Source organism: Agromyces cavernae, from assembly GCF_021044935.1.
In the GTDB taxonomy this organism is placed as follows: Bacteria; Actinomycetota; Actinomycetes; order Actinomycetales; family Microbacteriaceae; genus Agromyces; species Agromyces cavernae.
In genome coordinates, this window is the sequence record NZ_JAJNMP010000002.1 from 668071 (window position 1) to 689036 (window position 20966).

17 protein-coding genes are annotated in these 20966 nt (G+C 69.9%); 3 read left to right on the forward strand and 14 right to left on the reverse strand.

Going from position 1 to position 20966, the window contains the following annotated elements; all coding sequences use genetic code 11:
- Positions 1–31: 31 nt before the first annotated feature.
- From LQ757_RS09235 to LQ757_RS09275, 9 genes are all read right to left on the reverse strand, one after another.
- Entirely contained in the window at positions 32–1525 is a 1494-nt protein-coding gene (locus LQ757_RS09235) for an FAD/NAD(P)-dependent oxidoreductase (protein ID WP_231046918.1), read from the reverse strand.
- Positions 1522–1773, reverse strand: coding sequence for a (2Fe-2S)-binding protein (locus tag LQ757_RS09240; RefSeq protein WP_231046919.1), 252 nt, complete (start codon positions 1771–1773; stop codon positions 1522–1524). The genes LQ757_RS09235 and LQ757_RS09240 overlap by 4 nt, the downstream gene beginning before the upstream one ends.
- Entirely contained in the window at positions 1770–2927 is a 1158-nt protein-coding gene (locus tag LQ757_RS09245; protein WP_231046920.1) for an NAD(P)/FAD-dependent oxidoreductase, read from the reverse strand. Before LQ757_RS09245 ends, LQ757_RS09240 begins: the two co-directional genes overlap by 4 nt.
- A 25-nt stretch (positions 2928–2952) precedes the next feature.
- Complete coding sequence (locus LQ757_RS09250; protein ID WP_231046921.1) at positions 2953–3663, reverse strand: ABC transporter ATP-binding protein; 711 nt, start codon at positions 3661–3663, stop codon at positions 2953–2955.
- A complete protein-coding gene (locus LQ757_RS09255; RefSeq protein WP_231046922.1) occupies positions 3660–4607 on the reverse strand; it encodes an ABC transporter ATP-binding protein in 948 nt (315 codons plus the stop codon). Before LQ757_RS09255 ends, LQ757_RS09250 begins: the two co-directional genes overlap by 4 nt.
- Positions 4604–5803: a branched-chain amino acid ABC transporter permease gene (locus LQ757_RS09260; RefSeq protein WP_231046923.1), complete on the reverse strand. Its 1200-nt coding sequence runs from the start codon at positions 5801–5803 to the stop codon at positions 4604–4606. Before LQ757_RS09260 ends, LQ757_RS09255 begins: the two co-directional genes overlap by 4 nt.
- 1 nt (position 5804) lies before the next feature.
- Positions 5805–6692, reverse strand: a complete 888-nt coding sequence (locus LQ757_RS09265; RefSeq protein WP_231047335.1) for a branched-chain amino acid ABC transporter permease — start codon at positions 6690–6692, stop codon at positions 5805–5807.
- Between the two features lie 65 nt (positions 6693–6757).
- Complete coding sequence (locus LQ757_RS09270; RefSeq protein ID WP_231046924.1) at positions 6758–7939, reverse strand: branched-chain amino acid ABC transporter substrate-binding protein; 1182 nt, start codon at positions 7937–7939, stop codon at positions 6758–6760.
- Positions 7940–8087: 148 nt separating this feature from the next.
- Entirely contained in the window at positions 8088–8750 is a 663-nt protein-coding gene (locus LQ757_RS09275) for a GntR family transcriptional regulator (protein WP_231046925.1), read from the reverse strand.
- A 160-nt stretch (positions 8751–8910) separates the two neighbouring features.
- Here LQ757_RS09275 and LQ757_RS09280 point away from each other — a divergent pair, with 160 nt between their 5' ends.
- Entirely contained in the window at positions 8911–10080 is a 1170-nt protein-coding gene (locus LQ757_RS09280; RefSeq protein WP_231046926.1) for a glutamate--cysteine ligase, read from the forward strand.
- Here LQ757_RS09280 and LQ757_RS09285 read toward each other — a convergent pair.
- The 4 genes from LQ757_RS09285 to ftsY are packed head-to-tail and all read right to left on the reverse strand — an operon-like array spanning position 10077 to position 14498.
- The gene (locus LQ757_RS09285; protein WP_231046927.1) at positions 10077–11510 is read right to left on the reverse strand and encodes a GH1 family beta-glucosidase; all 1434 of its coding nucleotides are present in this window, start codon (positions 11508–11510) and stop codon (positions 10077–10079) included. The genes LQ757_RS09280 and LQ757_RS09285 overlap by 4 nt on opposite strands.
- A complete protein-coding gene (gene ffh / locus LQ757_RS09290; RefSeq protein ID WP_231046928.1) occupies positions 11507–13093 on the reverse strand; it encodes a signal recognition particle protein in 1587 nt (528 codons plus the stop codon). Before ffh ends, LQ757_RS09285 begins: the two co-directional genes overlap by 4 nt.
- 39 nt (positions 13094–13132) lie before the next feature.
- A complete protein-coding gene (locus tag LQ757_RS09295) occupies positions 13133–13612 on the reverse strand; it encodes a hypothetical protein (RefSeq protein ID WP_231046929.1) in 480 nt (159 codons plus the stop codon).
- Between the two features lie 10 nt (positions 13613–13622).
- Positions 13623–14498, reverse strand: a complete 876-nt coding sequence (gene ftsY, locus LQ757_RS09300) for a signal recognition particle-docking protein FtsY (protein ID WP_231046930.1) — start codon at positions 14496–14498, stop codon at positions 13623–13625.
- Between the two features lie 170 nt (positions 14499–14668).
- Between ftsY and LQ757_RS09305 the strand changes: the two genes are divergently transcribed.
- Positions 14669–15637: a TIGR03885 family FMN-dependent LLM class oxidoreductase gene (locus LQ757_RS09305; RefSeq protein WP_231046931.1), complete on the forward strand. Its 969-nt coding sequence runs from the start codon at positions 14669–14671 to the stop codon at positions 15635–15637.
- Positions 15634–17298, forward strand: a complete 1665-nt coding sequence (locus LQ757_RS09310; protein ID WP_231046932.1) for an alpha-amylase family protein — start codon at positions 15634–15636, stop codon at positions 17296–17298. Before LQ757_RS09305 ends, LQ757_RS09310 begins: the two co-directional genes overlap by 4 nt.
- 9 nt (positions 17299–17307) lie before the next feature.
- Here the strand turns inward: LQ757_RS09310 and smc are convergent, their stop codons facing one another.
- A complete protein-coding gene (smc, locus tag LQ757_RS09315; protein ID WP_231046933.1) occupies positions 17308–20832 on the reverse strand; it encodes a chromosome segregation protein SMC in 3525 nt (1174 codons plus the stop codon).
- Positions 20833–20966 lie beyond the last annotated feature (134 nt).

Here is a 20966-nt window from a genome sequence, read left to right on the forward strand (position 1 = left end):
ACCTCTTCGACCTCAAGTAATGTGTAATATATCACGCACTACACCCGCTGGGCCACGCCTCGTTCCGATTCTCGTCGCTCGCCGGCTCCGTCGGCTCGGCCAGTTCGCCGAGGCGAACGGGCGCGAGCAGCGGCCGACGGTCGAATCCGACGGCGCCATCGCCCTGGGCACCCGCGTTCGCGCCGCCAACGGCCTCCCCCGCTGCTCCGGTGACGGCCGCCGACGCCCGCGCCTCGGCGACGATCGCCTCGACCGCGCGCCCGCAGGTCCGGGCCTGGCACGGGCCGAGCCCGGCCCTCGTCGCGAGGCGCATCGCCCGCAGCGGCACCTCGGCGCGCTCGGCGATGGCGCCTTTCGTGACCGCCTCGCAGCGGCAGACGATCGTGTCGTCGTCGAGCCAGGCCGTCCAGCCGGGCCGGATGCCGTGCGCCCTCTCGAGTCGCCGCGCCAAGCGGCGCATCCGATCGCGGACGCGGAGCGCGTCGCGCAGCCGCGGATCGTCCTGTGCGAGTCCCGCCGCGCGGAATCCCGCGATCGCGCCCTCGGCGAGGGCGGCGTCGGCGCCGCCGATGCCCGTCACCTCTCCGGCCGCGAACACCCCCGGCATCGTCGTGCGCTGCGCGTCGTCGACGACGACGAACCGCCCTCGCCGATCGCCCTCGACCTCGCAGCCGAGCATGATCGCCGCCTCGAGCCGTGGAGTGAAGCCATGGCCGAGCGCAACCGCATCGCACTCGATCACGCGTTCGGTTCCGGGGACCGGCCGCCACTGCGTGTCGAGCTGGGCGACGACCGCACCCTCGACCCGCTCGACGCCGAGCACGCGCACGACCCCGCTGCCGATCCGGTACGGGATGCGGTGCCGCACGAGCGCGCCCACGTACTCCGCCAGCTCCCCCGACTTGCCGAGGAGCTCCCACGGCTTCGGCAGCCATCCACGGGCGAGCGCTCCGGTTCGGGATGCCTCATGCACGCCGACGACCGTCGCGCCGACGAGTGCGAGGGACTGGGCGACGGGCAGCAGGAACGGCCCCGCTCCCGCGACGAGCGTTCTGCGCCCCACCGATACCCCGTCGCGCTTCGCGAGCGCCTGTGCGGCCCCTGCGGTCGTCACGCCCGGCAAGGTCCAGCCGGGCACCGGCAGCGCGAGGTCGTGCGCGCCCGTTGCCACGACGACCGCATCGGCCTGCACGACGACGGGGCGCCGATCCGCCGCGTCAGCGTCGCCGACGACCGCCCGCAGCACGATGCGCCCCCCGCCCCCGTCACCGCCGTCGCGCAGCTCCGCCGACCACACTGCGGCACCCGAGTGGACCTCGGCACGTTCGAGCGAGCCGAGGAGTCGCTCGAACCGCTCGAAGCCGTGCTGCATGCGGGGGTCGGTGATGCCGGCGTGGTGCCGCCAGAACTGACCGCCGAGGCGTCCGCCCTCGTCGAGCAGCGTCACCGCGGCACCGGCGGCGAGCGCAGCCTGCGCGGCCGCGAGTCCAGCCGGTCCGCCGCCCAGGATCGCGACGTGCGTCACGATCGCACCTCCCGTTCGATGCGGTCGCCCTCGACCGCCCGGCGTTGGCATGCACGTACACCCTCCACGCCGTTCACCGTGACGAGGCAGTCGTGGCAGACGCCGATTCCGCAGAACACGCCGCGCTCACCATGCTGCGCAGTCCGCCACGCGATCCGCCCCGATCCGATCAGCACACCGGCGATCGTCTGGCCGTCGCGGCCGCTGATGAGCTCGTCGTCGACGACGATCCTGACCGTGCCGCTCATGCCGCGACTCCGAGTCCCGCGCGGCTCGGCAGGAACGGCGCCGGATCGAGCGTTGTCTGCGCACCGAGCACCGCGTGGGCGACGAGTTCGGCCGTCGCAGGGGCGAGGCCGATGCCGGCGCCCTCGTGTCCGGTGGCGTGGAAGAGGCCCCCGATTCGCGGGTCCTCGCCGATCACCGGCAGGTGGTCGGGCGCGTAGGGGCGGAAGCCGAAGTAGCTGCGGAGCAGGGCGGTGTCCGCGAGGAAGGGGAAGAGCCGGATCGCCTTGGCCGCGATCGCCCGGACGGGGTCGACCCCGGGGTGGTCGTCGAAGCCGACGCGTTCGCGACTCGAGCCGATCAGCACCGTTCCGCCCGGGGTGGATTCGACAACGGTCGAGGTCTGCAACGCGGCATCTCCCGAACCGACGGCGCCCACATAGTCGGCGTCGTACACCTTGTGGAAGACGCGCTGCGGCATCGGCGTCGTCACGAGGATGACACCTCGGCGGGGCCGGATATCGAGCGGCGCGCCGAGGCGCTCGCCGAGCTCGCCTGCCCACGGACCGGCGCAGTTCACGACCGCGTCGGCGGCGATGCGGCCCGTGGTCGTCTCGAGCGCCGCGATTCGCCCGCCCTCGGTGCGGGCGCCGGTCACTTCGGCGACGACGAGGCGGGCGCCCCGGCGGATCGCCGTGGCGGCGAGCGCCTGCGTCGTGTTCGAGGGCTGCAGCTGGGCGTCGTCGGGGTAGTGGATCGCGAGCGCGACCTCGGGTGAGAGATTGGGCTCGGTCGCGCGCAGCCGGTCCGCGTCGAGCTCCTCCGCGCGGATGCCGATCTCGCGTTGGGTCGCGGCGAATCGACGCAGTTCCGCCTCGCCCCCCGGGAAGGCGACGACCACGCCGCCCTTCGCCTCGAACTCGGTCGCGGGCTGCCCGCCCGTGCGTGCCTCGTCGAGCCGCGCGGCGAGCGAGCGCCACTGTTCATTCGAGTGGATCGCGAGGTCGGCTTCGGGCCCTGGTCCCTTGTCGCTGACCAGGAGATTCCCCTCGCACCGGCTGGAGGTCTCGCCGGCGACGCCGACGCGGTCGATGATGACGACCTCGGCGCCGCGCTCTGCCAGTTCGAGCGCGCACGCCGCGCCGATGATGCCGGCACCGATCACTGCGATCCTCATCGCATGCCCCCCTGCATCGGCGACCTCATGCGCCGAGGTACGCCTCGACGACACGGGCGTCCCGGGCGAGCTCCGACGCGGGACCCGACAAGGTCGTCCGGCCGGTCTCGACCACGTAGGCGCGGTGCGCGATCTTCAGCGCGGCCCGCGCGTTCTGCTCGACGAGCAGCACGGTCGTGCCCTGCGCGTTGATCGCCGCGATGATCTCCATCACCTGTTTCACGACGAGCGGCGCGAGCCCCATCGAAGGTTCGTCCAGCAGCAGCAGCTTGGGTCCCCCGACGATGGCCCGCCCGATGGCGACCATCTGCTGTTCACCGCCCGACAGCGTGCCGCCCTGCTGTCTGCGCCGTTCCGCGAGTCGCGGCATGAGATCGTACACCTGCTCGATGCGTTCGTCGACGGCGCGATTGTCGCGCACCGTGTAGCCGCCGAGCAGCAGGTTCTCGTGCACGGTCATGGTGGAGAAGATACGCCTCCCCTCCGGTACGTGGATGAGCCCCGAGGACACGATGTTCCACGGCTTCTCGGTCGCGAGATCCATGCCGTTCCAGCGCACCGACCCCGACTTCGGGCGCACCAGCCCCGACAGCAGGTTCATCGTGGTCGACTTGCCGGCCCCGTTGTTGCCCAGCAGGCAGACGATCTCACCCTCCTCGACGGTGAAGCTCAGCTGCCGCAACGCGTGCACACGGCCGTAGTAGACGTGGACGTCCTGGACTTCGAGCGTGGTCATCGCTCATCACCGCCATTCCCGCGGGATGACTCGCCCGCGTCCACGAGCGCCTCAGCGATCGCCGCCGCCGAGACGGCAGCGCTTCGCAGCCTCGTATCATCGATCGGCTCGGTGTCGTCGTCGACGCCGAGGTAGGCCTCGATGACGACCGGGTTCGCCTTGATCTCCGCGGGCGTGCCGTCGGCGATCTCCTTGCCGTAGTTCAGCACGACGATACGTTCGGCGAGCTCCATCACCATGCCCATGTCGTGTTCGATGAGCACGACCGCGACACCGAGGTCGCGCACTTTCCTGATGAGGCGCACAAGCGACTGCTTCTCTGAGAAGTTCAGGCCCGCCGCGGGCTCATCGAGCAACAGGAGCTTCGGACTCGTCGCGAGCGCGCGAGCGATCTCGACCCGTCGCTGCTCACCGTACGGCAGCTGCGTCACGTACAGCTCCTCGTCGTCCTCGAAGCCGACGAAGTCGAGCCAGCCCTGTGCCTCACGCGCGCATGCCGCCTCGGCGCGCCGGTAGCCCGGGGTGTGCAGCAGCGTCGACCAGAAGCCCTCGCGCAGGTTGGCGTGCATCGCCGTCTTCACGTTGTCGAGCACGGAGAGCTCGCGGAAGAGCCGCAGGTTCTGGAACGTCCGGGCCATCCCCCACTTCGTCACGCGCGATGGAAGCACACGGTAGAAACCGAACCTCTGCAGCAGCTGGACCAGCCGCAGCGTGTGCCAGATCCGCGGCACTTCGCGCACGATGTGCATGCCCCGGAAGACGACCGACCCTGACGTCGGCAGGTAGAACCCCGAGATGCAATTGAACGCGCTCGTCTTGCCCGCGCCGTTCGGTCCGATGACGGCGAGGATCTCGCCCTCGCGCACCTCGAAGCTCAGCCCGTCGACGGCTTTGACGCCTCCGAACTGCAGGCGGAGGTCGGTGACCTCGAGCAGCGCGCTCATGCCCGCCTCCCTTCCTCGGCGTCGGTCGCGGGCAGCCCGTCGACCGATTCCATGACGCTTGGTTCGACGGCAGGTTCATTCGGTTCGTACGCGCCGACGGCGGCGGTGAATGGCGGCGGTGTCGGGCGGCGCTTCTTGAGCCACGGCAGCACCGCGGTGGCGGGCCACAGCCCCGCCGGACGGAACAGCATGACCACGACGAGCAGGATGCCGAAGATGAGGTAGCGCCACTCGGCGAAGTCGCGCAGCAGTTCGGGCGCGAGCGACACGAACAGCGCGCCGATGATGACACCGGGAGTCGATCCCATTCCGCCGAGCACCACCGCCATGAGGATCAGCGCCGAATACAGGAACTGGAAGCTGTTCGGACTGATCGCCGACAGATGTGTCGCCATCAGCTGCCCGGCCATGCCCGCCCAGACTGCACCGATGATGTATGCCGAGATCTTCGCGATGTAGGTGTTGATGCCCATCGCCTCGGCGGCATCCTCGTCATCGCGCACCGCCTTCCAGGCACGGCCGAGCTTGCCCTTGCCGAGCCGCCCGGCGCCGATCACACCGACGACGATCACCACGAGCGCGACGAAGTAGTAGAACACGACCCGCTCGGGGAACTCGAGGCCGGCGATCGTGAAGCCGTCGGCGAAGCTCCAACCGAGGAATTCCCAGGTGGGGATGCCGTGAATGCCGGACGGCCCGCCCGTGATGTCGAGGTTGTTCGCCGTGATCCGGATGATCTCACCGAAGCCGAGGGTCACGATCGCCAGATAGTCGCTGCGGAGCCGCAGGGTCGGGGCGCCGATGATGATGCCCGCGATGATGCAGGCCGCGATCGTCGCGGGAAGGGCGAGCCACATCGGGAATCCGAGCACGGTCGTGAAGATGCCCGAGACGTAGGCGCCGACCGCGAAGAACGCGATGTAGCCGAGGTCGAGGAGGCCCGCGTAGCCGACGACGACGTTGAGGCCCATGCAGAGCATGACGTAGATGAGCGCGCTCGTGGCGATCGAGATGGTGTACGGGGATGCGTCGAGGAACGGGAGCACCGCAACGAGGACGACGACGAGACCGCCGAGGGCGCGCATGAAGCCGCGCTGCGAGTCGAAGATGCCGCCCGCGGCACGTGGTCGTTCGAACAGGGGGGCTGGGGCGCGCAGCGGCGCGTGCTTCAACGCGCCGGCGAGGTCGCGTGCCATGTCACATCCTCTCCACGACGCGAGCGCCGAGCAGGCCAGTCGGTTTGAAGGTCAGGAAGAGGATGAGGAACGCGAACGCGAACACGTCGCGCCACTCCCCTCCGAACCAGGCGGCGCCGAATGATTCGAGCAGGCCCAGCAGCAGCCCCCCGAGCATCGCCCCGTAGAGATTGCCGATGCCCCCGATGACGGCGGCCGTGAACGCCTTCAACCCGATGATGAATCCCATCAGGAAGTCGATCGAGCCGTAGTACGCCCCGGCCATGACCCCGGCGGCCCCCGCGAGCGAGGATCCGATGAAGAACACGATCGCGATCACCCTGTTCACGTTCACGCCCATGAGTTGGGCGCCCTGAGGATCGAGCGCTATCGCGCGCATCGCGCGTCCCTGACGGGTGCGCTCGACGATGTGCGCGAGCACCAGCATGAGGGCGGCGGCGATGACGACGAGCACGATCTGCGATGCCGTGACCCGTACGCCCGCGATGTCGAAACCCGCCGATTCGAGGCGGATGGGGAACGCCTCGGGATTCGGACCGAAGATCTGACGCACCCCGTACTCGAGCGTGAACGAGACACCGATCGCGGTGATGAGCACCGCGAGCCGTGGGCTCTTGCGCAACGGTCGGTAGGCGATGCGTTCGATGCCGACGCCGATGAGTCCGGTCGTCACCATCGACAGCAGGAGGATGACCAGCAACAGCGGGATCGACGTCTCGTTCGAGATGCCGAACGCCGAGAGCGTGAAGAACCCGACGAAGGCGCCGAGCATGTAGATGTCGCCGTGCGCGAAGTTCAGCAACTTGATGATGCCGTAGACCATGCTGTAGCCGAGCGCGACGAGGGCGTAGAACGAGCCGACGATGAGGCCGTTCCAGATGAGCTGCATCACGGGTGATGGAGTCCTTTCGTGCGGAACCGGGCGGGGCGCATGACACGCCCCACCCGCTCGCGTCAGCCCTGCAGGTCGTCCTCGAGCACGAAGACTCCGCTGGCGGGATCGATCGAGACGATCACGAACCCGCCGCCCGAGAGCGTGTGGTCGGGGGTGAAGGTCAGTGGGCCGGCGAACGTGTCGAAGTCGGTCAGGTCCTCGAGACCGCCGACGACCGCATCGAACTCGGTGCTGCCTGCGTCATCGATCGCCTGCGCCATGACTCGGACCGCGTCGTACGACTGTGTCGAGTACGGGCCGGGTGCGTCGCCGGCGAGGTCGGTGTAGTCGGCGATCCAGGCGTCGGCGCCCTCGATCATGTCGGGCGTCTGAGTGAACGTGCCGACGACGTTCTCCGTGTAGCCCGTGCCTGCGATCTCGGCGAACTTGGCGTCGACCGATCCGTCGGCGACCATCAACACGCCCTCGAAACCGGCGTCGGCCGACTGACGGGCGATGAGTCCGCCCTCCTGGTAGTAGCCGGTCCAGTAGACGATCTCGGGCTTCGCGCTCGCGAGCTGCGTCGCGACCGCCGAGTAGTCGTTCTCACCGGGCGTCACCGTGGCGGTGACGTCGACGGCGAGGCCGGCCTCGGTCGCCTGGGCCGTGAATGCATCGGCGAGGTCGGCCGAGTAGCTCGTGGCGTCATCGATGACGGCGACCTTCTTCGCTCCGATCTGCTCGGCGTACTGCACGGCGGCGGCGGCCTGCTGGTCGCCCGTGCCGTTGATGAGGAAGACGCCGGGCAGGCCCTGGTCGACGAGTTCGTTCGAATTCGCGGCGGGGATCACCATCGGAATGCCGGCCTCGTCGAAGATCGGCAGGGTCGGCAGCGTGGCGCCCGAGCAGTAGCCGCCGACCGAGGCGACGATGCCCTCCGTGACGAGCTTGTTGGCTCCCGAGACCGCGGTGGTCGCGTCGCACGCGTCGTCCTCGACGACGAGCTCGATCTGGCGGCCGAGCACTCCACCCGCCTCGTTGATCTCGTCGACGGCGAGCTGGGCGCCGTTCTGCATGTAGGCGCCGAACGCCGACTCGCTGCCCGAGAACGGGGCGAGCATGCCGAACTTGATCGGCCCGTCGCCGGAATCGGCGCTGGCTCCGCTGGCGAGACCACTCGAACAACCCGCGGTGAGTGCGAGCACGCTCGCCGCGACGGCGATCTGGAGGACGCGGCTGCGACGTCTGGATCCGAACTGCATTGGGGACACTCCTCGTATGCGACACTGCATGGCCACCGGATGGCGGTACGTGACATATTACACATGATGCGCCATCGCTCAAGGGCAGTCGGAACGTCGGATGTCGCAGACGAAGCCGCCGCGACGGCGATCAGGTCGACCTCCGAGCTCAGCCGACCTCGTCGCGACCGCTCCAGATCCCCTCGACATGCCCGATATGACGTCGCATGAGCGCCTCCGCCGCGGCCCCGTCGCCAGCTGTGAGCAATCCGAGGAGTTCCGCATGCTCGAGCGACGACTGAGCCAGGGCTTCGGTCCCCGCGACCTTGACGAGACCGGTGAGCCGCGTCTGCGCGCGCAGTTCGCGCACGACCGCGACGAGTTGCACGTTGCCCGTCAGTTCGAGCAACGACAGGTGAAAGGCGGTGTCGGCCTCGAGATAGTCCTGGAATCGCTGCTCACGAGCCGCCTGGACGATCTCATCGGCCAGGGCATGCAGCCGCTCGGCGACATCGTCGGGAACCCGGCCGGCGATCTGCCGCATGGGCGGCGCCTCGAGCAGCATGCGCACCTCGCCGAGCTGATGGAGTTCATCGGGCGAGACTTCGGTCACGCGGAAGCCGCGATTGCGGATCGGGCTGAGGAATCCCCGCCGCGCGAGGTTGAGCATCGCCTCGCGCACCGGCGTTGCGCTGACTCCGAACTCCGCAGCGAGCGTCGGGACGGTGAGCACCGCGCCAGGGGCGAACTCGCCTGCGACGATGCGCGATGCGAGGGCACGCTCAACCTGCTCGCGCAGGCTCACGACCTCGAGGAGCTTGGTCGGATGCATTATCGCGCACCTCCCGGGTGATGTGTCATGCGGCACAGCGTACCGTCATCGCCTCCGAACGTCCCGGCGCGACGCCCCGTGACATCAGCTCGCCACGAAGCGCCGCTCACGTGCCATGATGTCCCCACATCGGCTCGCGCTGAGGGAACGGGGGCTCTGCATGGCCATCGAGTTCGCGCGGTCCGCGCGCTCCACCGTCGGCATGGAATGGGAGATCGCGATCGTCGATCGCGCCACCGGAGAACTGGCCTCGGTGGCCGATCGGGTGCTCGAGGTGCTCGATGCGGGCAGCCCTGGCGAGCATCATCCGTTCATCACGTCCGAACTGCTCACGAACACCGTCGAACTCGTGAGCGACGTGCACACGACCGTCGCCGCGACGGTGGCCGACCTCGAGGGCCAGCTCGCCGAAGTGCGTGCCGTCATCGACGAGCTCGGCGAGTACGAGCTCATCTGCAGCGGCTCACATCCGTACAGCCAGTGGTACCACCAGCAGCTCACCGACAAGGCCCGCTACCACAAGCTCATCGAGCGCACCCGCTGGTGGGGGCGCAACATGATGATCTGGGGCGTGCACGTGCACGTCGGCATCGAAGACCGCGACAAGGCGCTGCCGATCCTCGACGGCCTGCTCGCCTACCTGCCGCATCTTCAGGCACTGAGCGCGTCGAGCCCGTTCTGGGCCGGCGTCGAGACGGGCTACGCCTCGAATCGCGCCCTCATGTTCCAGCAGCTGCCCACGGCAGGGCTTCCCTACCCGCTCGCCGACTGGGCCGCCTACGAACGCTATGTCGACGACCTCATCCGCACGGGCGTCATCGAGGACCACAGCGAGGTGCGTTGGGACATCCGTCCGTCGCCGCGCTGGGGCACCGTCGAGGTGCGGGTGTGCGACGGCGTGTCGACCGCCGCCGAGATCGGCGCGATCGGCGCGCTCGTGCAGTGCCTCGTCGAATGGATGAGCACCCGGCTCGATGCGGGCGAGACGCTGACGGTACTGCAGCCCTGGTATATCCGCGAGAACAAGTGGCGTGCCGCCCGGTACGGCATGGACGCCGAGGTGATCACGGATGTCGCGGGCACCGAGCGTCCCGTCGCCGACGACCTGCGCGACCTCCTCACGACCCTCGCGCCCATCGCCGACCGGCTCGGGTGCGCGGCCGAGCTGCAGCAGGTGCGAGCCTCGCTCGACGGCGGCGCGAGCTACCAGCGCCAGCTTCGCGTCGCCGAGGCCGCCGACGGTGATCTCACCGCCGTCGTCGCGCACCTGGCGCGGGAGCTCCGCGAGGGAGTCGCCTCGATGCCGGGCACCGGCCCGTCGAGCAGCTAGGCAGGAATCGCACGGGTGCGGATCAGCTCGGCGTACCACTTGGCGCTGTCTTTCGGCAGCCGCTCGAGCGTGTCGTAGTCGACGCGCACGATGCCGAACCGCTTCGAGTAGCCGTAGCCCCACTCGAAGTTGTCCATGAGCGACCACACCTGGTAGCCGCGCAGGTCGACGCCGCGTGCCATGGCGCGGTGCGCCGCCGTGAAGTGTCGCCGCAGGTAGTCGATGCGGTCGAGGTCGTGCACGGCCGGCCCGTCGGGGGTCTCGCTCACGACGTCGTCGAACGCGGCCCCGTTCTCGGTGACCATGAGCGGCAGGGCCGGGTAGGCCTCGTGCAGCGCGACGAGCAGGTCTTCGAGGCCCGAGGGGTCGATGTTCCAGCCCATCGCGGTGTAGGGACCCGGCTGTACGAGGAACTCGACGTGCTCGGAACCCGGCCAGGGAGTGCCGCCCATGTCCTTGTGCCCGTCGGCGTTCGACCGCGGCGACAGGCCGTCCCACATCTCGACCGTGACCGTGGAGTAGTAGTTCACGCCGAGCAGGTCGAGGGGCTGCCGGATCAGTTCGGTGTCGCCCGGCTTCACGAACGACCAGTCGGTGACGTCGGCCGTGTCGGCGATCACGTCGGCCGGGTACTCGCCGTCGAGCAGCGGCCCGAGGAACACGCGGTTCGCGAGCCCGTCGATGCGACGCGCCGCCTCGGCGCCGGTCGGGCCGTGAGGGCGGATGACGTGGAGGTTCAGCGTGATCGAGTAGCCGGGGTCGTTCGTGACGACCTCGCGCAGGGCGGCGATCGCGAGACCGTGCGCGAGGTTCAGGTGGTGCACGGCCGCCAGCGCCTTGGCGCCGTCCATGAGCCCCGGTGCGTGCGCGCCCGAGCCGTAGCCGAGGTACGCGCTGCACCAGGGCTCGTTGAGCGTCGTCCAAACGGCGATGCGGTCGCCGAGCCGCTCGCCGATGATGCGGGCGTACTCGGCGAACGCCTCGGCCGTCGCGCGGTTCGCCCAGCCGCCCTCGTCTTCGAGTGCCTGGGGAAGGTCCCAGTGGTACAGGGTCGCGATGGGTCGGATGCCCCGGGCGATGAGTCCGTCGACGAGGCGTTCGTAGAACGCCAGCCCTGCCTCGTTGGCGGGGCCGCGCCCGGTGGGCTGGACGCGCGGCCACGCGATCGAGAACCGGTACGCCTCGAGGCCGAGGGCGGCCATGAGGTCGAGGTCGGACTCGAGGCGGTGGTAGTGGTCGTCGGCGACATCGCCGGTGTCGCCGTTCCAGACCTTGCCCGGCGTGTGGCTGAAGGTGTCCCAGATCGACGGGCCGCGGCCGTCTTCGGTCACGGCACCCTCGATCTGGTACGACGCGGTCGCGGAGCCGAACAGGAAGTCGGCGGGGAATTCGAGGCCGGCGTCTCGGTACTCGGCGTCCCCGATGGTCATCGGCCGAGGAACTTCTGCAGCGAGGCGAGCTCTTCCTCGGTCGGGGCGTTCGGGGCGCCCTTGCCGGCGCCGAGGCCGAAGCCCGAACCGGTGGGCGCCGAGCCCTGACCCCCAGGTGTCACGCCCGAAGCGATAGCCGCATTCTCGGCGGCGCGCTTGGCCGGGTTGCCCGACCGTGAGCCCGACGACTTCTTCTTCGCCTTGGCGGCCTGGCGCTTGCCGCCGCCGTAACCGCCGCCGCCGGGGATCGGGCCCATTCCGGGGATCTGCGGCATGCCACCGCGCGCGACCGTCTTCATCATCTTCGCGGCCTGCTCGAAGCGCTGCACGAGCTGGTTGACGTCGGTGACGGTCATGCCCGAACCCTTCGCGATGCGCAGTCGCCGCGAGCCGTTCAGGAGCTTGGTGTTCTTGCGCTCGGCCGGCGTCATCGACTGGATGATCGCCTCGGTGCGCACGATCTCGCGCTCGTCGAAGTTCTCGAGCTGCTGCTTCATGCCGCCCGCGCCCGGCAACATGCCGAGCATCTTCTTGATCGAGCCGGCGCCGCGAAGCTGCTGCATCTGCGCCAGGAAGTCGTCGAGCGTGAACTGCTCGCTCGCGAGCTTTTCGGCGACCTTCAGGGCCTCTTCCTCGTCGAAGGCCTGCTGGGCCTGTTCGATGAGGGTGAGGATGTCGCCGAGGTCGAGGATGCGGCTCGCCATGCGGTCGGGGTGGAAGGGCTCGAAGTCGTCGAGGCCCTCGCCGGTCGAGGCGAAGATGATCGGACGCCCGGTGACGGACGCCACGCTGAGGGCCGCGCCGCCTCGCGCGTCGCCGTCGAGCTTCGAGAGCACGACGCCCGTGAAGTCGACGCCCTCCTGGAAGGCCTTCGCCGTGGTGACGGCGTCCTGGCCGATCATCGCGTCGATGACGAACAGCACCTCGTCGGGACTCGTCGCCTTGCGGATGTTCGCGGCCTGCTTCATCATCTCGGCGTCGACACCGAGGCGGCCGGCCGTGTCGATGATGACGACATCGTGATGGGCGCGCTCGGCCTGCTTGACCGCGTCTTTCGCGACACGCACCGGGTCGCCCACGCCGTTGCCCGGCTCGGGTGCGAAGACCGGCACACCGGCCTGACCGCCGACCACCTGGAGCTGGTTCACGGCGTTCGGACGCTGCAGGTCGGCCGCGACGAGCATCGGCGTGTGGCCGTCTTTGACGAGCCACTTCGCGAGCTTGCCCGCGAGCGTCGTCTTGCCGGCGCCCTGGAGGCCCGCGAGCATGATGACGGTCGGCGGGTTCTTCGCGAACTGCAGTCGACGCTGCTCACCGCCCAGGATGCGCACGAGCTCTTCGTTGACGATCTGCACGACCTGCTGCGCCGGGTTCAGGGCCTTGTTGACCTCGTCGCCGAGGGCGCGCTCGCGCACATGGGCGGTGAACTGCTTGACGACGTCGAGCGAGACGTCGGCGTCGAGCAGGGCGCGACGGATCTCGCGCACCGTGCCGTCGACGTCGGACGCCGAGAGCTTGCCCTTGGTGCGAAGGTTCTTGAACGTCTCCGCGAGGCGGTCAGACAGGTTTCCGAAGGTTGCCATGGTGCCTTCGATTCTAAGCGAGCCGACGGATGCCCCGGATCAGGCGTCGAACCGCACGTCGACGATCTCGCGCCCCATGTCGATGGAGGCGACGAGGCGCGCGTCGGTGTCTTCGGGCGCGAGCCCGTACTCGAACTCGGCGAACACGTCGCCGTCGCGATCGGCATCGGGACGCAGGTCGACCCGCACGAGGCTCAGGGAGCGCAGGGCGTCGATGTGCCGGTCGCCCGACTCGCGCGTGATGGCCGCATCGGCGGCGTCGGCCTCGTCGCCGTCGAGCACCGCGGTGAGGAACTCGGTGACGGGTCCGCGCCCGTCGAGCTGGCCGACGAAGACACTGCGAAGTTCATCGTCGACGAGTTCGAGCTCGCCGACCATCGTGGCGGCGGCATCGAGCGCCGCCGTGGAGACGAGGTCGGCGTCGGCGTCGAGGACGACCTCGACCTCCTGGTCGCCGTACTCCTTGCGCTCGGCCCAGTAGTCGCCGATGAGTCCGAAGTAGTCGTGTTCGATCGACATGCGATGCCCCCTACCCCACGAGTTTCTGCGCGAAGACGTGCGGCGTGAAACCGGTCAGGTCGCCGATGCCCTCGCCCTGGCCGATCAGCTTGATCGGCAGGCCCGTCTTCTCTTGCACCGCCAGCACGAAGCCGCCCTTCGCGCTGCCGTCGAGCTTGGTGAGCACGAGACCCGTGACTCCGCCGTGCTGGATGAACGCCTCGGCCTGCGCGAGCCCGTTCTGACCCGTCGTCGCGTCGAGGACGAGCAGCACTTCGCTGATCGGAGCCTGCTTCTCGACGACGCGCTTGATCTTGCCGAGCTCGTCCATCAGCCCACCCTTGGTGTGCAGCCGGCCGGCGGTGTCGATGATGACGATCTCGGTTCCGTCCTGCTTCGCCTTCTCGACGGTCTGGAAGGCGACGGATGCCGGATCCTGCCCTTCGCGCTCGGGCCGGACGATGCCGACTCCGGCCCGCTCGGCCCACGTCGCGAGCTGGTCGACCGCCGCGGCACGGAAGGTATCGGCGGCGCCGACGAGCACCGAGCGGTCGTAGCTGCGCAGGAACCGCGCGAACTTGCCGATCGTGGTCGTCTTGCCCACGCCGTTGACGCCGACGACGAGCACGACCGCGGGCCGCTCGGTGAGCTTCAGGGTCGGGTCGTACTTCGACAGCCGCTCTTCGACGTTCTCGCGGAGCATGCGCTGCACGTCGCGCGGGTCGGTGGTCTTGTACCGCTCGACCTGGGCCTTGATGGCGTCCACCATCTCTTCGGTGACCGACGGGCCGAAGTCGGCGCGGATCAGGGCGGACTCGAGGTCGTCCCACGTGTCCTCGTCGATCGTCTTCGCCCCGAAGACCCCGCGAAGTGCGGCGCCGAGCGACCAGGATGCGCGTTCTGCCATGCCACCAGCCTAGGCGCACGCGTCGCCCTCGGCCCGCGCGCCGGACGCGTCGCCACGCCGGCCCTGCCGTCGTGCGCGTGCCCGCTGCACAGGCACCGTGACCTGCGCAAGGGGTTGCCGATTCGGCCGGGTGCGGGAATCGTCGGGGACGGTACGGAAGGAGTGCGCGCATGACGATCCTGGGATTCCACGCCTCCCACGAACAACTCCCGCCGAGCCGCTTGCTCGACGCCGTCAAGCATGCCGAGCAGGCGGGCTTCGACGCCGCGATGTGCAGCGATCACCTCGAACCGTGGAGCGTGCGCCAAGGCCACTCGGGCTACGCCTGGAGCTGGCTCGGGGCGGCACTCGAGGCCACGAAGTTCTCACTGGGCGTCGTGACGGCGCCGGGTCAGCGGTATCACCCTGCCGTCCAGGCCCAGAAGATCGCGACGCTCGCCGAGATGTACCCTCGCAGGTTCTGGGCGGCGATCGGCAGCGGCGAGGCGATCAACGAACACGTCACCGGCGACCCCTGGCCCGAGAAGGAGGAGCGCGACGCCCGGCTCCTCGAGACGATCGACGTGATGCGTCGCCTCCTCCGCGGTGAGGAGGTCTCGGTCGACGGCCGCATCCGAGTCGACCGCGCCCGCATCTGGAGCCTGCCCGAGGCCCCGCCGCCGCTGTTCGCCGCCGCGGTGAGCACCGAGACCGCCCGCGACGCCGCGCAGTGGGCCGACGGGGTCATCACCGTCGAGCAGCCGCCCGGGGCCATACGCGACCTCATGGACTCCTACCGCGACGCCGGCGGTCGCGGGCCCATCGCCGTGCAGGTGCATCTGAGCTGGGCGCCCACCGACGAGGAGGCGCTCGCGATCGCCCACGACCAGTGGCGCCAGAGCCTCGTTCCCGCACCCCTCGCCTGGGAGCTCGACTCTCCCGAGGCCTTCGACGAGCGCACGGCCGACGTCAGCGCCGAGCAGGTCGCCGAGACCCTCCTCGCGTCGTCCGATCCCGCCCGCCACCTCGAGCACCTCGCGGGGATCGCGGACCTCGGCGTCGACCGCATCTACCTGCACCACGTCGGAGCCGAGCAGCACCGCTTCATCGACCTCTTCGGGGAACGCGTGCTGCCCGCCCTGCGGAGCGCCGCCCGATGAGGATCACCGACCGCAGCGACCTCTGGTGGAAGACCGCCGTGGTCTACTGCCTCGACGTCGAGACCTACATGGACTGGAACGATGACGGGTACGGCGATTTCGAGGGCCTCGCGCATCGGCTCGATCACCTCTCCGAGCTCGGCGTGACGGTCATCTGGCTCATGCCGTTCCAGCCGACTCCCGACCGCGACGACGGCTACGACATCACGGACTTCACGAACGTCGACCGACGCCTCGGCTCCCTCGGCGACGTGGCGGAGTTCGTGCGCACCGCACGAGATCGCGGCATGCGGGTGATCATCGACTTCGTCATGAACCACACGTCCGACCGGCATCCGTGGTTCACGTCGGCGCGCCGGAGCCGCACCGCACCGTTCCGCGACTTCTACGTGTGGGTCGACGAACCGCCGAAGCAGCAGGCGCAGACCGTGTTCCCCGGCGAGGAGGACAGCGTCTGGGAGCACGACGAGCGCACCGGCCAGTACTACCTGCACACCTTCTACGGCCACCAGCCCGATCTGAACATCGCGAACCCCGCGGTGCGCGACGAGATCGCGAAGACGATCGGGTTCTGGCTGGAGCTCGGCGTCTCGGGGTTCCGGGTCGACGCGGTGCCGTTCCTCATCGAACCGCCGGTCGGCGTCGACATCGGTGATCCGCACGAGTTCCTCCGGGACATCCGACGGTTCCTGCAACGGCGATCGAGCGAGGCAGTGCTCCTCGGCGAAGTGAACCTGCCGTTCGACCAGCAACTCGAGTTCTTCGGCCGCCCCGGCAACCCCGCCGAGCTCACCATGCAGTTCGACTTCCTGGGGATGCAGGCGCTCTACCTCTCGTTGGCGCGGGAGGACGCGCGCCCGCTCGCCGCGTCGCTCGCGGAGCGGCCCCAGCTCGAGCCAGAGGCGCAGTGGGCCAACTTCGTGCGCAACCACGATGAGCTCACGCTCGACAAGCTCACCGACGCCGAACGCGAGGAGGTCTTCGAGGCGTTCGCGCCCGAGGAGTGGATGCGCGTCTACGGCCGCGGCATCGTGCGGCGGCTGCCGCCGATGCTCGAGGGTGATCCGCGCCGGATCCGCATGGTGTACAGCCTGCTGTTCTCGCTGCCCGGCACCCCCGTGCTCTTCTACGGCGAGGAGATCGGCATGGGCGAGAACGCGGCCGAGCGCAAGCGCCTCGCCGTACGAACGCCGATGCAGTGGACCGACGAGGCGAACGGGGGCTTCTCACGCGCTGCGCCGCGCAAGCTCGCCTCGCGACCGCCGACCGACGGCTACGCCCCCGAGCACGTGAACGTCGAGGCGCAACGGCACGATCCCGACTCCCTGCTCGGCGTCATCCGGGGCTTCGCGGCCGTGTACCGAAGTTCGCCCGAGATCGGGTGGGGCCGCTTCGAACTGCTCGAGCACGGCCAGGACGCCGTGCTCGCCCACCGCATCACGGCCGACGTCGGCCGCTTCGTCGCCGTGCACAACTTCGCAGCGGTGCCGACCGTCGTGACCCTCGAGCTCGGCGAGGTCGCACAAGACTCGAAGCTGTCCGACCTGTTCGCCGTCGACGCGTTCGACCTCGACGCGTCCGGCCGCATCGACGTGCACCTCGACGCCTACGGATACCGGTGGTTCCGCATCGTCGAGCCCGACGACCGGCGTCTCACGTGAGCGGAGACCTCAGCTCGCCCTCGCCTCGCGATCCTCGCGCACCCGCTGCCCGACGACGGCGGAGACGCCGTCCTGTCGCATCGAGACGCCGTAGAGCGCGTCGGCGATCTCCATCGTGCGCTTCTGGTGCGTGATGACGATGAGCTGGCTCGAATCGCGGAGGTCCTCGAAGGTCGAGAGCAGCCGGCCGAGGTTGGCGTCGTCGAGCGCCGCCTCGACCTCGTCCATGATGTAGAACGGGCTCGGGCGGGCCTTGAAGATCGCCATCAGCAGGGCCACGGCCGCGAGCGATCGCTCCCCGCCCGAGAGCAGCGAGAGCCGCTCGATCTTCTTGCCGGCGGGCTTCACGCTCACCTCGATGCCGGTCGTGAGCATGTCGTCGGGATCGGTCAGCGAGATGCTGCCCGAGCCGCCCGGGAAGAGCACCGGGAACACCTCGGCGAACGCCGCCTGCGTGTCATCGAAGGCGCTGCGGAAGATCGCCTCCATCTTGGTGTCGATCTCCTCGATGATCGTGATGAGGTCCTTGCGGGTGTTCGCCAGGTCGGTGAGCTGCTCGCTGAGGAACTGGTGACGCTGTTCGAGGGCCGCGAACTCCTCGAGCGCGAGCGGGTTCACGCGCCCGAGCTGCGCGAGCTTGCGCTCCGCGGCGGCCAGGCGCCGCTGCTGCTCGTCGCGCTGGAACGCCCGCGGCTCGCCGCCCTCCTCTTCGGCCGGGATCTCCTGATCGGGGCCGTACTCGGCGACGAGCACGTCCTCCGTGAGGCCGAGCTCGGATTCGGCGCGCTCGACGAGCCCCCCGACGTGGAGCTTCTTCTCGTAGATGCGCAACTCGAGGCCGTGGACGTCTTCGGTGACGGTGTGCAGACGCTGCCTGACCGCCGCCTCGTCGCGCCGAACCGCCTGAAGCTCCTCGTTGCGACTGGCCCGCTCGGCCTCGGCGCGGCCCAGGGCCACGCGAGCCTCGGCGACCGACGCGTCGACCGATGCGAGCGCCTGCGGCAGCACATCGGCGACACGACGCGCCGCCTCGAGCTGCGCACGACGGACGACCGCCCGTCGCGCAGCGTCGGCGGCGGCCTGCCGCTCGGCGTCGAACTGCGCCTGCATCGCCCGGATGCGCGCCTCTTCGGCACGCACCCGCTCCTTCGCCGTCTCGAGCTTGAGCTTCGCCTCGACCTCGGCCTCGCGCGCCGACTCGAGCGCGGCGAGCGCCCCGTCACGCGCCGCCGTGTCGAGTACGGGTCGGGGCGTCTCCCGCGCGGTGTCGACGGCGTGCTTCGCTGCTGCGGCGGCGTGCTCGGCGTCGGCGACCCGTTCCTCGGCGTTCGCCGCGGCCTGCCGCAGGCGCTCGGAGTCGGCCTCCGCCGCCTCGGCCTGGACGCGCGCCCGGTTGAGCTGCTCGGTGCGCTGGGCGAGTTGCGCGTCGAACTCGCGCAGCGCCGCGAGGGCGCGCTTGGACTGATCCTTCGACTGCTCGACGATCTGCCGCTGCTCGGTGAGCTCAAAGCGGCTGCGCTCGATCTCGGCGCGCACCTCCTCGAGGCGCGCCGCCGCACGGTCGCGCTCGGCGATGAGCTCGATGCGGCTCTGCTTGCGCCCCGAGCCGCCGCGCAGCACGAATCGCCCGACGACGGTGCCGTCCTTCGTGATCACGGTGGCGGGCCGCGTCGACGCTGCGATCGTCTGCTCGGCGGCGCGCGCTGCAGCGAGATCGTCGGCGATGAGCACCTCGGCGAGCAGTCCCCGCACGCCAGGGGGCGCAGTGACGACGGACGAGGCCGCGGTGAGTCCGTCGAGCGCCGGCATCGGTTCGGCGACCGCGGTCGATCCGGCATCGGCGAGGGCCAGCGCGACCCTCCCCAGCTCGCCCGTCTCGGCCTTGTCGAGTGCGCGGTACGCGGCGTCGCGATCCTCGACGAGCACGGCGTCGGCGAGCGAGCCGAGGGCCGCCGCGATCGCCGTCTCGTAGCCGGGCTGCACCTGCATCGCCTCGGCGAGCAGGCCGCGAACGCCGTCGACGCCCGCCGCCACGAGCGCCGCCGAGCCGTCCTTCTGGTCGAGTGCGAGCGACAGGGCCTGCGTGCGCGCCCCGAGGGCACCGTGCTCGCGCTCCCGCCCGTGCAGCTCGTCGCGGATGCGCTCGATCTCGGCCTCGGCCTCGAACACCGCAGCCTGCGCGAGCTCGTAGGCCTCGTCGAGGTCGGTCTCGGCCGTCTCGCGGGTGTCGGCGACGGCCTCGGCCTCGGCGAGGGCGGCGGCGGCACGGGAGCGGCGCTCGGCCGATGCCTCGAGCGCGTTCTCGTGGCGCAGCACCTCGCCGCGAACGGCCGCCAGCTTCGACGCCGCCGAGTCGGCCTGGCCCGCGAGCTTCGAGAGCTCGAGATCGTACGCCGAGACGAGCGCGCTCTGTCGTGCGATGCCCTCGTCGACGGTGTCGAGTTCCGCCCGGCGGCGCATGGTCGCCTCATGGGCGTCGTCGAGGGCGGATGCCGCAGCACCGACACCGTCGCGGATGCCGTCGAGCTCGGCCACAGCGCTGTCGATCATCTCGCGGGTGACGCTCGGCGAGGCATCCGTCTCTTCGGACGCGCTCTCGAGCAGCGCGATGCGCTGCCGCGCGAGCGAATCGAGGGACCGCAGGTTGCCCTGCGCCTGCTCGAGCGCGAAGCTCGTCGACCTCGCCCGGTCGACGTCATCGCCCGACTGCGCCGCCTCGAGCCGCGCGACCTCGGCCTGGTGGCGCTCGAGCCGGTCCTGCAGGCCGAGCCGTTCGGCGTGCCGTTCGTGCTCGCTTCGACCGTGCTCGTCGAGGGCCCGGCGCAGGCCCACGACCTCGTCGGCGAGCAACCGCGCCCGGGCGTCGCGCACGACGGCCGCGATCGTCGCCGCCTCGCGAGCGACCTCGGCCTGGCGGCCGAGCGGCTTCAGCTGGCGGCGGATCTCGCCTGCGAGATCGGAGAGCCGGGTGAGGTTGGCCTGCATCGCATCGAGCTTGCGCAGGGTCTTCTCTTTGCGACGCCGGTGCTTGAGGATCCCCGCGGCCTCCTCGATGAAACCGCGACGGTCTTCGGGGGTGGCGCGCAGCACCTGGTCGAGCTGGCCCTGTCCGACGATGACGTGCATCTCTCGGCCGAGCCCCGTGTCGCTCAGGAGCTCCTGCACGTCGAGCAGGCGGCACTGCTCGCCGTTGATGGCGTATTCGCTCGTGCCGTTGCGGAACAGCGTGCGCGAGATCGTGACCTCGCTGTACTCGATCGGCAGCGCGCCGTCGCTGTTGTCGATCGTCAGGCTCACCTCGGCGCGACCGAGCGGGCCGCGCGTCGATGTTCCGGCGAAGATGACATCCTCCATCTTGCCGCCGCGCAGCGTCTTCGCGCCCTGCTCGCCCATGACCCACGCGAGGGCGTCGACGACGTTCGACTTGCCCGAGCCGTTGGGGCCGACGATGCAGGTCACGCCCGGTTCGAATGCGAACGAGGTCGGCTGGGCGAAGGACTTGAAGCCCTTGAGCGTCAGGCTCTTGAGGTACACGTCCCACCCTCCCCTGTCCGCGAGAACGCTGCGGACTACGGTATCCGAGGTTCGCACCGCTCGAGCGCACGCGCGCCGTGCGCGGGCGAAGCCGCCCTTGCCGCGAGCCCGGCGCATCGATAGTCTGGGCGGCT